Here is an 11,970-nt window from a genome sequence, read left to right as displayed (position 1 = left end):
CACCCGATGACCACGTTTCTCGCCGGCCAAGAACTCACCGCCGGCGCCCTGAACGCCGCCATCGGCTACCGCAAGGTCAAGACCATCGACGAGAGCGTCGGCAACGACACCCTCCAAAACGATGATCACTTGTTCATCCCGGTGCCAGCAAACTTCACCGGCCAGGGCCAGCTCCGGATGCTCTACAGCATCAGTGCCGGCACCGCCGCGGACATGAAGTTCAGGTTGACATTCCCCAGCTCCGATTTCGCGTGGGGCCAGTTGCGCATCCCCACGTCGGTGTCATCCGGTGCCGGCACCACAGTGGACTACGGCGGCGAGACTCTGACCGCGGTCACCAACTCGGCCACAATCGGCGTCGGTGCGGGCACCGGCATCCTGTGCGCGATCGCCGAGTTCACCCTGTTCGTCGGCGGGTCCGGCGGCACCCTGCAGCTCCAGTGGGCGCAGAACACCAACACCGTCGGCGTCAACACCGTGATGCGCAAGGGCTCATCGCTGTGGATCGCGCAGGTCTGAACCGGGAGGTCAATCGTGGCTTGGTATCTCGCACCTGCGCTCGCGGTGGGCCGGTCGGAGGTGAACCGGCGGTGGCCCAAGCGGGACAAGGACTCCGACGGCACGATCGGCGACGCGGCGCATCAGGCCAGCCGGTCGGACCACAACCCGAACTTGCGGGAGTCGGTCGATGCCTGGGACATGGACAAGGACGGCGTCGACGTGTGGGAGGTCATCCGGGCCTTCCAGCGGCACCCATCGGCGCACTACTGGATCTTCCAGGAGCAGATCGCCGACGCCGATGACGGCTGGCGGCGCCGCTCGTACAGCGGTGACAACCCGCACAACCAGCACGTGCACTTCAGCATCCGCCAAAGCGCCGCGGCGGAGCAGGACCGGCGCCCCTGGGGGCTCGTGGAGGAGGCAATCATGCCCGCACTGTCCGACGACGACCAGCGCGCTCTGATCTGGCGCGTCGAGGCGATCGGCGCCGGCCGCCTGGCCGTGGCTGGCGGCCCGACCCGCGGCGAGGCCGTCGTCATCAACCAGCGGCAGGTCACGATGGAGCAGAAGCTGGCCGCGCTGGCCGACGTGGTCGCCGGCGTCGACGAGCAGACCGCCGCCCGGCTGCGCACGGAGTTCGCCGCGATCGAGGCCGCGGCCGCCGACCGCGCGGCCGCGCAGCTGGCCGCGATGGACGTGCTGCGCGGTGAGCTGGCCGACGACCTGGCCACCAACGCCGTACCCGCGATCGTCGCCGCAGTGCGGGCCCAGCTCGCCGGCATCGACGAGGCCGAGCTGACCGCCTCGATCACCGCGGCGCTGCGCGGGCTGGCCGCCCAGCTCGCCGTGGCGCCCGCCCTGCCGGCGAGCGGCTGACCGATGGACCCGGCCGCCATCGCCGCCGCCGCGGGCCTGCTCGGCACCGCGGCCGGCCTCGTCGTCGGCCGTCGGCAGCGGCGCGCCCAGCTCGCCGACCTGGAAACCGCGATCGCCGAGCGGCTGCTGAAGCGGCTCGACGAGGAGCTCGCGGACGCGCTGCAAGATGTCGACCGGCTCCGCGGCGAGGTCGCCGACCTGCGCCGGCGGCTGGAAGAGCGCGACGCCCTGGTCGAGGAGCTGCGCGGCGAGCGAGATCACGCGCGCGCAGAGCTGGCCGCCCTGCGCACGCAGCTCGCCGCGAAAGAGGCCGCCCTGGCGGCAGCCATGGCCGAGGTCGCCGACCTCAAGGCACTGGTCGCCCACGGCCAGGCCGCCGCCGCGGCCGGCGGCGGCGCGCCGACGCCGCCGGCGTGAACCCGGGCCGCCGCCCACTCATCGACGCGACCCCGCTAAACCTGATCAGGCTGCGCGTCGCCCCCATCGACCGGCCATTCCACTGCATCCACCTTTGCGAGATCCACAAGCGCTTCGGATGCCAGTAACGGCCCTGCTCGCCGTCACCACCGCGGCGTACTGGCCGCCCCGCGCCTGACCTGGACCCCCGGGCAGGCGCTTCTAGTTTTCCGACCCGATCTGAGGAGGTCGACCATGCGGAAACTCCGCGACATCTACCGCCGGTTCGGCAAGAGCGTGGCCGCGCTCATTGTCGCCGGACTCACCGCGCTGGCATCGGCGCTGACCGACAACCACATCAGCGCCGATGAGGGTGTCCAGGTGGCCATCGGCGTCACCACCGCCGCTGGCGTCTGGCTTGTGCCCAACCTGCCCCAGCACCCCGGTATCAAGACCGCGCTGGCCATGCTCCTGGCTGGGCTGAACTTCCTGGTGACGATCATCCACGGCGGCATCACCGCCGCAGAAGCGGTGAACCTGGGCCTGGCCGTGCTCGGCGTCATCGTGGTCGGCGCGACGCCGGCGGTGAGTGCCGCCGCGCGCGGGTCCGCGCCGGCCGCCCCGCGAGCTGTACCGCGGTACTAGGCACCACGCGAAGCGCCCCCGGGCGAGGACTGCGGTCCTTGGCCCGGGGGCGCTCTCGTCGTGTGTCCGGCGCCGGCGCTAGTAGGTCGGGCAGATGTGGGTACGCACCGCGGCGAGGATCTTCTTGGCCTTGACCTCGCCGAAGCCGTTCGGGTGGCCGGGCGCGGTGAACCGCTTGTTCGTCAGGTCGACCAGGCGCTGCTCGTCGTCCGGGTGTTCCTTGATCGAGCCGCACTGGTCGCGGCCGCGGTTGACGATCGTCTTGGGGTCCTTGTCGCCCACGATCGCCGGGTCGATCTTCTTCAGCGCCGTGATGTACGCCGTGGTGGTGGCGGCGTCCGGCGCCGGCGGGATACCCGCGTCGACGGCGGCCGCGGCGGCGGGCGACTCGCTGGCGGCCGCCGCGGTGGTGCCCTGGGCGTCCTTGTCCGACGAGCTGCTCATCGCCGCGCCGATCGCGGCCAGGCCGAGGACCACGCCGAGGACGGCGAGCCCGACGACGATGGTGACGGTGTTCGTGCGCCGGCGGCGGGCGGCCGCCTGTGACGGCTGTGGCGGGTGAGTCATCGGTGACAGGGTGCTCATGAGGGGAACCTCCGTGCAGTTGTTCGACGGATACCGGACACAACCGCCCGGGGGTACTCGAGCACCGTTGACTCAGTCAACGAAAGCTCGAGGTTGAGGGGCGCCGCGCCGCTCTTGCCGTGAGCAGGCGCGGCACCCCCTCGCGTCGGCCGTCGGGTGAGTCGCGCGCTCGGGAGGTTCAACGCGACTGCCGGGCTGACGATGATTCAGGCGTTTGGGTGCCATCGATGGGATGATCGGCGGCGGCCGCGTCGTCCGGGTGGTCGACGGCCGGCACGCCGGGACTGGGGCGCATCGGGCGGCCGCAGTGCAGGCTGTCGTCGTCGAGCACCGCCCACCGGTCACCGCCGCTGGGCACGATGGCTCACGGCAGGACCGGTACCGGACAGGGCCCAGGGGATGGGCAGCAACTCCCAGTCCGGCGGGAACAAGGCGGTAGCAGTGACGCTGCTGTCGCGGACCGGGCGTAGGCACAGCTCCTTGACGTCGGGAAACGCCTTGCTGTCGCGCACGGACAACACCTCTGCGGCCTGGCCGAAGACGACAATCCAGGTCCCGACCTTCAGCCGGTCGACCCGCACGAGCCCGACGTCGCGAGTAGCTGTCACCGCGGCCACCTGGTCCCGCCGTTGCCCCGGTGCTGCTGGCCCGGCGTCATCAGGACCGCTGGCTCGTTGCGCCCGTGCGGCGGATCGACGTGGGCCTGGGCTATGACTCGCATCCGGGCCGCTTGCTGCTCCGCAGCCTGCGCGGCCTGAGCCGCCTCGATCGATCGTCGCACCGCCTGACGGGCCCGCCGCCGGCGTCCCCACGGTGCCAGTCGTGACCAGTCCATCGCTACCCGCCTTCCGCTGCCCGGTGGGGGCCGGGTCGACGACCGGAGGGCATCCCAGGTCGCCGACCCGACGCAGGTAGCTTCACGATCGCTGTCCGTGATTGCCAGGGCGTCGGTGTCCGCATCCTGTCCGCGCTGTCCGCGGACAGCGCGCTGTCACCCGATCGGTGGCCTACGCTCGCCGATGTGACCGAATACTTCGAGGTAGCAACCGCCACCGAGACCCGAGAGCAGGCGGTCGCACTGGCGGCATCCGCCGTTAGCGCACGGCTCGCTGGAAACGCCCAGATCGTCGGGCCGGTCATCTCGGTCTATTGGCACTTGGGCGAGCAGGGCCAGGGCGAGGAGTACCGTGTGCTGCTCTACACCACCGGGGACCGGTACCCGGAGTTGGAGCAACTCCTGATCAACGAGCATCCCTGGGACAAGCCGCAGGTCACTGCCACGCCGATCGTCAAGGGTTCGGCGGCGTGTCTGGAGTGGCTGCGGCAGTCAACTGCCGCCGCTCAGTCCACGTCCTGAACTTGGCGTGCAGATCGGAGACGCACTCCAGGGCCTTGTGCGGTTCGGTCCGGTCGACGACCTCGCCGATACGTCGGTAGGGCCGGGTCGAGCCGACGCCGGCGGCAAGGTCGATCGCCCTGGATGCGACGTTGCATGCCTGCTCGATCTCGTTACCGTCCAGGATCGCGTCGGCCAGCCAGCTCATGTAGAGGCTCTTGTCGCGGGCGTGCGTGTCGTCGTACGTGTCGAGGACCTGCTCAAGGGTCTTGATCGCCCGCATTGGCCGGTGCAGCACGGTCCAGCACCGGCCCGTCATGATCTCAATCTCGGACCTGTCGACCCAGTAGACCCAGTCTGGGTCTGGCCGATCATCGTGCTCGGTCAGCGCGGTGGCGCCCAGGGCCAGTTGCGTTTCGGTGCTACCTGCGTCGCCGGCGACCGCGTGTGCCCATGCTCGCCGGCAGTGCAGGAGCGCGCGGACGCCGGGTGTCGCTGTGTCGCCCGCGGTCTCGACGGCCGAGGTGGCGAGGTCGACGCCGGGGCGGCCGTGGGCGAGCTCCTGGTAGGCGAGGAACGCGAACGCGTTCGCGACGAGGGCCTGGTCGTCGGCGTCGCGTGCGGCGTCCAGGCTCATCCGGTAGAGCCGGTCTGACTCGGTGTGCGCGCCGGCGTCGAAAGCCGACCATCCGGCCAGCTGAGCCTGCTCGGAGAGCACTGCGAGCAACTTCTGGCCGGTGTTCTCGGTGTATGCGCCATCGCGGATCAGGGCTGCCGTCGCGGCGACCTCGGCTGAGAACAGCCTGTAGGTGTCGGCGCCGCCGAGGTAGTCGTCGAGGCGCCGCAACCGGGCGGTGCGCTCGACGAGTTGGGCGGGTACGTCGGCGCCGACCTGCCGGCCGTACCCCGCGGCTGTGCGGGGCAGGGTGACGGCGAGACCGGTAGCGGCGATGACGTCGCGGCGACGTACTCCGGTGTCCGCGGACACGAGGGCGGCCAGCTCGCCGCCAGCATCGAGACCGACGTCGAGGCGTCTTGCCACCTCTACGGTGGGCACCTTGGTGCCGGTCTCCAGTTCGTGCAGGTACGTCTTCCCTTGGTGGAGCGATCGGGCGAGTTCGCGCAGGGAGTACCCGCGCTCGATGCGTCGGCGTCGCAACTCCGACGGAAAGCGCGGGTCCACGATGGACCGGGCCGGCATGGTGGCTCCCCTGGGTCGCCTATCCGGGTTGTGTCCGAGGACACATATATAAGGTAACCGCTCGCGCTCGCCTGGCACCCGACGGCGCGTACGGGCACATGCCGGCGGGGGACGGGTTGGCGGCTTGGTGATCGCAAACGTGGCCGCACCGGATGGCCGCAGTAGCGGCGTGCGCCGGGGTGTGCCTGGGTGTGCGGCATAGTCCCTGAGCTGCGGCTGGCATGCGCCGGCACACACTTCCAGCGATCTGAAAATCGGAAGGTCGGCGGTTCGACCCCGCCCCTGGCCACATAGCCTTTCGCCGGGCTATCGAGCGCCTACCAGCGGAAACGCCGGTGGGCGTTCTTCTATGTGCAGGCCCTACGTGTGGCCTACGGCTCGGGAGTCGGTCAGGGTGGCCGCTGTGCCGGCGGCGTAGCCCTGACGCATGCCGGTGCCGGCTAGGCGGCGACGGCTCGCTGTGCGGGCGTTTGGGTAGGCCTCTGACATGCGGCGGCTGACGTCGCTGGTGCGGTCGGCGAGGACCAGGGCGACCGACGGCCCCGATGTCGTCGGTGTCGCCGCGGCGGCGGCCTCTGCCTCGCGGAGCCGGCGAGCGATCGCGCCGGCGAAGCCGGCCAGCCAGGACCGCCGGAAGGCCGCCGCGTGCTCCCAGGCTGGCACCGGGGTGGCCGCGAGCCCGTGGGCCGCTTGGACGAGCAGCGAGGTGAAGAGGAGCTCGACACGCTCCAGGTCGCTGCTGAACCCGAAGAGGTGCACCGCGAGGCCGTTGCGCTCGCGCCGGCGCACCGAGCCGCAGCGCAGGGCGGCGGCGACGGAGGCGAGCAGGCCGGCCTTGTCGAGCGCGTAGGGCGGCTCGACGTCGATGACGCGGTCGCCGACCCGGTCTGTGCTGGGGTCTTGAGCGGCGAGCAATGCCCGGTCGACGCCGTATTTGGCGATCAGCTCCGTGGCCTTGGCGGTGAACGCCTCGGCTTCGGCGGGGGTGCAGGCGGGGTCCTCGGCCTTGGTGAGCAGCTTGCGGACCTTGACGAGAATCGCGTCCGACATGCCGCCGACCTTACGAGAGCGCCGAGCCCCGCCGGGACCCCGCCCTGATCGCGGCGGAGGGGTCAGGCGGCGCGGCGGCGGAGGGTGGCCACCGCGGATCCGGCCAGGGTGAGCAGGCACTCGGGGAGCTGGCCGTCGGCGATCGCGGCGCCGAAGAGGGCCTCGCCCGTGGAGGCGTCGGAGTTGGCGTACGCGCTCACGAAGCGGGCCACCCAGCGGGTGTCGTAGCCGGCTTCGTCGATGCCGGGGAAGTCGAGCGTCCACCGGCCGCGGGGGACGTTGTCGCCCACCATCGTGGCGGCGATGCACCACGCGACGTCGTACGCGCCCGCGACTCCGGAGCGGTCGACAACGGCGTCGAACGTGCCGACCACCCCGTCGCTGTCGCCAGCGAGCGCGCTGCGCAACACCTGAGCGGCGTCGTCGAGCGCCTCGGGCGGTACATCCGTCACGAGCGGAAGGGTATGCCGCCCGGTCAAGCACCGCAGCGGAACGGCCCGCACAACGAAATTCAGACAGACTTCAACATGCAGGTCAGACGGCCGGAGCAGACCCGGCGGCCGGATTCGTCGGTGATAGCAATCTCATACGTGGCGAGCGTGCCGCCCCGGTGCACGGGTACGGCCACACCTGTGACGATGCCGGTGCGGGCGCTGCGGTGGTGTGTGACGTTCAACTCGACGCCCACCGCCATGGGCCGCCCGACCGAGTACCCGTGGACGGCCGCACCGTACGAGCCGAGCGTTTCGGCCAGCACGGCGGACGCGCCACCGTGTAACAGTCCCATGGGTTGGGTGTTGCCATCGACAGGCATGGTGCCGACGACGCGTTCGGCCGATACTTCGACGATGGTGATGCCCATGCGCTCGGCGAGCGCCCCCGCGGCGGGATACGTCTGGGGCGAGACGTCTGTGACAGCGTCCACGTGGCGCCACGTTACCGGTTGGTATGAAGATGGCCTACGACCGCAATCACACTGCGTACCGATGGCACGCTAGTGTGCCCAGCGGACCCCCGCCGACCCCCGGGGAGGGAGGACTACCTAGATGCACCGCCCGCGCAACGCCGCCCTGGTCGCCTGCGCCGCGCTCCTGCTGACCACCGTCGGCTGCGCGTCGAAGAGTGAGACGGACAGTTCCACCGACGGTCCCGTCCGGCTCTATGGCTCCGACGGCAACATGATCAACTCGTTTGGCGACGAGTTCAAGGACCAGAGTGGTCTGCTCGCTGGCATGAAGGGCACCACACCCCTCACGCCGCTGAGCGACGACTTCAAGCAGCGGCTCCGGTCGGTCGACCCTGACCTGGGCGACTTCGTGTACTCGGGCGAGTCGTACGACGCGGTGGTGATCAGCTCGCTGGCGGCACAGCTCGCCGGGAGCACCGCGCCGGCCGAAATCGCGAAGTACATCAACGGCGTCACCACGGGCGGCGAGCGGTGCGACACCGTCGACAGCTGCCTCGACCTGGCCCGCGCCGGGCGCGACATCGAGTACCGGGGGGTCTCGCTCAAGCGCGGAGGATTCACCGATGTGGGTGAACCGTCCACGGCCTCGTACGCCACGCTGCACTTCGACTCGTCCGACAAGCTCGACGACAACAAGACCGAGTTCGTCGGCGCGGGTGACGAGTCGACGACCAGCACCAAGCGCGCACCGAACCCGCGCAAGGGTGCGACCGGTGAAGAGGCCGGCGCTCCGTTGAAGATCGGTGGCCTGCTGCCGCAGACGGGTGACCTGGCGCTGGCCAACCCGCCGCTGGAGGCGGGTGCCGCGCTCGCGATCCGCGAGGTCAACGCCGCTGGTGGCGTGCTCGGCGATCCGGTCGAGTGGATCCCGGGCGACGACGGCACCAACCCTGACAAGGCCAAGCAGACGGTGGCCTCGCACATCAGGGCCGGAGTCCACGTGATCATCGGAGCGGGCGCGTCGGGCATCTCCCGGGCCGTCCTGCCCGACGTGGTGGCCGCCGGGCTGATCCTCTTCTCGCCGTGCAACACCGACGCGGGGCTCAGCACCGTCGACGACAAGGGCCTGTACTTCCGTACCGCGCCTTCCGACCTCCTCCAGGGCCGCGCGCTGGCCGACGTGATCATGCGCGACGGGCCTCAGGAGATCGTGATCGTGGCGCGTAAGGACTCGTATGGCGAGGGCCTGCAGGGAAACGTGCGTGCCGAGCTGGAAAAGGCCGGCGTGACCGCCGACCACCTGAAGCTCATCACGTACGAGCCGCCCGCGGACGCCGAGAGCAGCCTCGACTTCACCAAGGGCGCCGAGGAGATCAAGGAGTTCGGTGCCGACGCCGTTCTGGTGATCGGTTTCGGCGAGTCGGCCGACGTCATCAAGGCGCTCTCCAAGGCCGGAGTCCAACTCCAGCACTAGGTCGTGTCAGTGGCACGTTTCGGGGATCACTGGGTGGTTCGGGAGCCGTACGGTCTTCTCATCACCACAGCGATCCCGAGACGGAGCCCACGATGAGCGAACTCGACGACCCCACACTCACCGAGGACCCGACCACCGAGCACGACGGTTTCGGCTCCAGTGACGAGTCATACGAGCACACCAGCGACACCTACACGCCCGACGCGTACGGCCACGACGGCTACGGCCCGGAGTCGGACCCCGGCCACGAGCCGCACTCGATCGTGCAGCACAACATAGACGGCTCGACCGACGTGGTGACCGACCACGACGGTGACCACTACGCCGACCTGGTGCAGCACGACCGCGACAGCGACGGCACTCCCGAGGTCAGCTACGTCGACAGCAACCACGACGGGCGGCTCGACACGATCCTGCGTGACTACGACGACGACGGAAACGTCGACCAGGTGCTCGCCGACACCAACCAGGACGGGCGGATCGACTACGTCGCCAGCGACCGCAACGACGACGGCAACATCGACCACCTCGTTGTCGACAGCGACTACAACGGCCGTCCGGACACCTGGGTCGAAGACACCGACTACAACGGCGATCCCGACGTCGTGAAGATCGACGTGAACGCCGATGGCGTACCGGATGTGACGATCCAGGATACGGACGGCGACGGCGACCCCGACCCGGTAGTCAACCCGTACGCCGCGAGCTGAGAGACGCGAAAAGGCGCCCGCCGACACGGCGGGCGCCTTTTGCGTGCGAGCCGTAAGGTGCCCTAGGACTTCCACCACAAGAAAGGACGACGGGATGAGCGAGCCTGTGGAGACCCGCGGCGACGAGCGCGTCGACCTGCTGACCGCAGACACCAACAAGGACGGCAAGCCCGAGCTGTGGGCCGCGGACACCGACGGCGACGGCAAGGCCGACCTGTTCCAGTTCGATACTGACAACGACGGCAAGGTCGACGTGACCATGGTCGACATCGACCAGGACGGCACGCCGGAGACCGTTGTCGACGGCGACGGCGGGCACCCGCCGGCGGCGTGAGTCGCATGATCAGGGCGCCCGGACCGGGCGCCCTGATCACAAAAGGGCGGCGGTGCAAAGAGCCGCCATCACCGCTATGCCGATGAGTAGGTACAGCATCCGGCGGCGCATCGAGCCGGTACGTTCGTCTGGCGCGGCCGCCTCGGGATGGCCGAGTACCCGCAGCCTGCCCCGCTGCGCCAGTACCTCGGTGCGCCAGCGGTCGACGGCGATCGGGTCGGAGCGGCTCACGGCGACCGCCAGCCGCGCCTGTGCCCGCTGGATCCGGCGCACCGCCCGCCGGCCCGCGGTGCCCGCCCGGCCGTACGCGTGCCGGCGCGCGTTGGCACGCAGGTGACCCATGCTGAGCACGTGCAGTTCGGCCGGTGTCGCGATGTTCGGATCGTGAAGGTCGACGAGCTGCTGAATGTAGAAGTCCGCCTCCCGGTGCCGAGCCGAGCGCACCAGTAGCAGGATCATCAGCAGCGGCGGGATGCCCTTGGCCAGCAGCACCGCGATCAGCGCGTACCCGTTGTCGCCGACCTCGACGGCGAGCAGCGGCGAATTCCACACGAAGTGACAGGCCCAGGCGCCGCCGAGCGCGAGCGCCGCGATACCCGCCCGCCGCGCGAGCGACCGGTCACCGCGTACCACGAGGTAGCCGACGCCGAACCCGGCCAGCGCCCCGAAGAGGGTGTGGCTCCACAGCCCCGCGAGGAAGCCCCGCACGAAGAACGTGGCGAACACCGGGCCCACGTCGTCGCCCCGCCCGGCGATGTCGACGGCGCCAACGGCGTACACGATGTCTTCGACCACCTGGAAGCCGAGCCCGACCAGCGCACCGTAGATGACGCCGTCCAGGATGCTGTTGATCTGCGCGTGTGCGATGAGGACGATCGCGACGACGCCGAGCACCCGCGCGGTCTCCTCGATGGTGGGGCCGGCGATGGCCGGCCCCCACGAGGCGGCGAACTCCGGCGAGTACACCTTGGCGAGCAGGTTGTGCACGGCGGTGTTGCCGGGGATGGCGACCATCGTGGCGACGAGGCCACCCCACCCGAACGCCGTGGCGAGCAGCAGCGGCGGCTCACGCTCCAGGTAGTCGAGGGCGCCGACGAAGAGCCAGAAGGGGATCGCGTACACCGCGAAGAGGGCCACCGTGAGGGTGGTCGCCTTCGGGTACTCGAGGAACGCGTCCCGCAGGATCGAGACAAGATGCACGGCGCCGACCGCGAGCAGGATCGCGACCAGCCAGAACGCGGGCAGCAGCAGCGACTTGCGAGCCACCGCCCACACCGGCGTCGGGTGTACCGGTGCCGTGCGAGCACTGCGCGGCACGCTCGCCCCGCTGGCGTCCTCGGGCCGGCCCGCCACGGCTGTCACGAGGTGCCGCCCCGGTACGCGATGGTGCGGGTGCTGGCGGCGATCTCGTCGGAGACCCGGTTCAGGTCGGCGCCGTCGCCGCTGACCGTCACCTCGATGGACACGCCGTCGACGAGGAACACCGCGTACCGGCCGCCGCGGTCCTTCGCGGTGTAGTCGCCCTGCCGCCCGTACAGGCCGGCGGTGGTGTCGACGCCCCGCTCCGACCCGGCGATCTGATGCCCACCCGCTCTGGCGATCTTGCGGATGAGGCGGTCGGTAGCCGCGTGGAGGTCGCCCCGGAACGGGGTGACCACCAGCACGTAGCGGACCTTGCCGAGGACGAAGAGCACCGTGCCCTGCCGGGCGCTGGGACGGGTCTGTGTCACGTCGATCTTCGCGCCGGCCGGCGGCACGACGGTGACCCCGCCGCCCACCGTGTAGGGCCGGTCAGTGGACACCGGCCGGTCGGCGGGCAGCGAACGGTCGAGAGCGGGCAGGCCGGCGTAGATCAGGCCCAGCGTGAGCAGGATGCCGAGGCTGCCGCAGAGATTCGACAGCAGCCGGCCCCGCGCCACCCTCATGCATCGAAGCTAGCGGTAACGACCCAATCT

General features: G+C 70.3%; 18 protein-coding genes. 8 read left to right on the top strand and 10 right to left on the bottom strand.

The features are described from left to right. Positions 1 to 6: 6 nt before the first annotated feature. From QMG73_RS00815 to QMG73_RS00800, 4 genes are all read left to right on the top strand, one after another. On the top strand, positions 7 to 519 hold the full coding sequence (locus tag QMG73_RS00815) for a hypothetical protein (protein WP_281891730.1): 513 nt from the start codon (positions 7 to 9) through the stop codon (positions 517 to 519). Positions 520 to 534: 15 nt separating this feature from the next. Further along, positions 535 to 1,377, top strand: a complete 843-nt coding sequence (locus QMG73_RS00810) for a hypothetical protein (RefSeq protein ID WP_281891728.1) — start codon at positions 535 to 537, stop codon at positions 1,375 to 1,377. Positions 1,378 to 1,380: 3 nt separating this feature from the next. After that, entirely contained in the window at positions 1,381 to 1,794 is a 414-nt protein-coding gene (locus QMG73_RS00805) for a hypothetical protein (protein WP_281891727.1), read from the top strand. A 234-nt stretch (positions 1,795 to 2,028) separates the two neighbouring features. After that, the gene (locus tag QMG73_RS00800) at positions 2,029 to 2,418 is read left to right on the top strand and encodes a hypothetical protein (RefSeq protein WP_281891726.1); all 390 of its coding nucleotides are present in this window, start codon (positions 2,029 to 2,031) and stop codon (positions 2,416 to 2,418) included. Between the two features lie 78 nt (positions 2,419 to 2,496). Here QMG73_RS00800 and QMG73_RS00795 read toward each other — a convergent pair whose 3' ends face one another. From QMG73_RS00795 to QMG73_RS00780, 4 genes are all read right to left on the bottom strand, one after another. Beyond that, positions 2,497 to 3,003: a hypothetical protein gene (locus QMG73_RS00795; protein WP_281891725.1), complete on the bottom strand. Its 507-nt coding sequence runs from the start codon at positions 3,001 to 3,003 to the stop codon at positions 2,497 to 2,499. 178 nt (positions 3,004 to 3,181) lie between these two features. Continuing rightward, positions 3,182 to 3,361: a hypothetical protein gene (locus QMG73_RS00790; RefSeq protein WP_281891724.1), complete on the bottom strand. Its 180-nt coding sequence runs from the start codon at positions 3,359 to 3,361 to the stop codon at positions 3,182 to 3,184. After that, entirely contained in the window at positions 3,345 to 3,611 is a 267-nt protein-coding gene (locus QMG73_RS00785) for a hypothetical protein (RefSeq protein WP_281891723.1), read from the bottom strand. The genes QMG73_RS00790 and QMG73_RS00785 overlap by 17 nt, the downstream gene beginning before the upstream one ends. Continuing rightward, positions 3,608 to 3,838, bottom strand: a complete 231-nt coding sequence (locus tag QMG73_RS00780; RefSeq protein ID WP_281891722.1) for a hypothetical protein — start codon at positions 3,836 to 3,838, stop codon at positions 3,608 to 3,610. Before QMG73_RS00780 ends, QMG73_RS00785 begins: the two co-directional genes overlap by 4 nt. Before the next feature lie 186 nt (positions 3,839 to 4,024). Here QMG73_RS00780 and cutA point away from each other — a divergent pair, with 186 nt between their 5' ends. After that, positions 4,025 to 4,360, top strand: coding sequence for a divalent-cation tolerance protein CutA (cutA, locus tag QMG73_RS00775; protein ID WP_281891721.1), 336 nt, complete (start codon positions 4,025 to 4,027; stop codon positions 4,358 to 4,360). On the opposite strand, the gene QMG73_RS00770 is transcribed toward cutA, so the two are convergent. The 4 genes from QMG73_RS00770 to QMG73_RS00755 all read right to left on the bottom strand — a co-directional run bounded on the left by QMG73_RS00770 (position 4,293) and on the right by QMG73_RS00755 (position 7,452). Next, positions 4,293 to 5,540: a helix-turn-helix domain-containing protein gene (locus QMG73_RS00770; protein WP_281891720.1), complete on the bottom strand. Its 1,248-nt coding sequence runs from the start codon at positions 5,538 to 5,540 to the stop codon at positions 4,293 to 4,295. The two genes, cutA and QMG73_RS00770, sit on opposite strands and share 68 nt — an antisense overlap. 360 nt (positions 5,541 to 5,900) lie before the next feature. Further along, positions 5,901 to 6,590, bottom strand: coding sequence for a DUF2786 domain-containing protein (locus QMG73_RS00765; RefSeq protein ID WP_281891719.1), 690 nt, complete (start codon positions 6,588 to 6,590; stop codon positions 5,901 to 5,903). 62 nt (positions 6,591 to 6,652) lie between these two features. Then, entirely contained in the window at positions 6,653 to 7,042 is a 390-nt protein-coding gene (locus tag QMG73_RS00760) for a hypothetical protein (RefSeq protein ID WP_281891718.1), read from the bottom strand. 59 nt (positions 7,043 to 7,101) lie between these two features. Beyond that, positions 7,102 to 7,452, bottom strand: a complete 351-nt coding sequence (locus QMG73_RS00755; RefSeq protein ID WP_281892184.1) for a PaaI family thioesterase — start codon at positions 7,450 to 7,452, stop codon at positions 7,102 to 7,104. Positions 7,453 to 7,636: 184 nt separating this feature from the next. Here QMG73_RS00755 and QMG73_RS00750 point away from each other — a divergent pair, with 184 nt between their 5' ends. The 3 genes from QMG73_RS00750 (at position 7,637) to QMG73_RS00740 (ending at position 10,015) form a co-directional block, all read left to right on the top strand. Beyond that, on the top strand, positions 7,637 to 8,971 hold the full coding sequence (locus QMG73_RS00750) for an ABC transporter substrate-binding protein (protein WP_281891717.1): 1,335 nt from the start codon (positions 7,637 to 7,639) through the stop codon (positions 8,969 to 8,971). A gap of 92 nt (positions 8,972 to 9,063) precedes the next feature. Continuing rightward, positions 9,064 to 9,681: a hypothetical protein gene (locus QMG73_RS00745; protein WP_281891716.1), complete on the top strand. Its 618-nt coding sequence runs from the start codon at positions 9,064 to 9,066 to the stop codon at positions 9,679 to 9,681. Between the two features lie 94 nt (positions 9,682 to 9,775). Then, positions 9,776 to 10,015, top strand: coding sequence for a hypothetical protein (locus QMG73_RS00740; RefSeq protein WP_265246994.1), 240 nt, complete (start codon positions 9,776 to 9,778; stop codon positions 10,013 to 10,015). 36 nt (positions 10,016 to 10,051) lie between these two features. On the opposite strand, the gene QMG73_RS00735 is transcribed toward QMG73_RS00740, so the two are convergent. Beyond that, positions 10,052 to 11,377: a PrsW family intramembrane metalloprotease gene (locus QMG73_RS00735; protein WP_281891714.1), complete on the bottom strand. Its 1,326-nt coding sequence runs from the start codon at positions 11,375 to 11,377 to the stop codon at positions 10,052 to 10,054. After that, a complete protein-coding gene (locus tag QMG73_RS00730) occupies positions 11,374 to 11,940 on the bottom strand; it encodes a hypothetical protein (protein WP_281891712.1) in 567 nt (188 codons plus the stop codon). Before QMG73_RS00730 ends, QMG73_RS00735 begins: the two co-directional genes overlap by 4 nt. Positions 11,941 to 11,970 lie beyond the last annotated feature (30 nt).

The organism is Phytohabitans aurantiacus (assembly GCF_027923225.1).
Lineage (GTDB): Bacteria > Actinomycetota > Actinomycetes > Mycobacteriales > Micromonosporaceae > Phytohabitans > Phytohabitans aurantiacus.
This window is presented reverse-complemented; position numbering and strand designations above follow the sequence as displayed.